This window comes from Aureimonas sp. AU12, from assembly GCF_001463705.1.
Taxonomy (GTDB): domain Bacteria; phylum Pseudomonadota; class Alphaproteobacteria; order Rhizobiales; family Rhizobiaceae; genus Aureimonas.
In genome coordinates, this window is record NZ_BBWH01000085.1 from 1 (window position 1) to 223 (window position 223).

The 223-nt window shown below is 55.6% G+C and carries 1 pseudogene; it reads right to left on the bottom strand.

Annotated elements, in window-relative coordinates:
- A pseudogene (locus tag AUL33_RS22900) lies at positions 1 to 175 on the bottom strand (mobilization protein); the annotation flags it as partial.
- Between the last annotated feature and the right edge of the window lie 48 nt (positions 176 to 223).

Sequence of the window (223 nt, forward strand, 5' to 3'; positions counted from 1 at the left end):
GTCGTTGTCTGAACTCCGCATCTCGACCGCTTTCTAACTGTTGCAGCACCAAAGCGCCAAGAAGCACCTTCCGCCTCGTGTCCTTCGCCCGATCATGCTTCGTCAACCTTGCTTTCAGCGCCCGCTTACGCGCTTCCAGTTGCGCAATCCGCTCCTCGATCGACAGCTTCGCCAAGACTCATATCCCCTTTTTGAAAAACCCCTCCATCCTCCTTTACCCAGC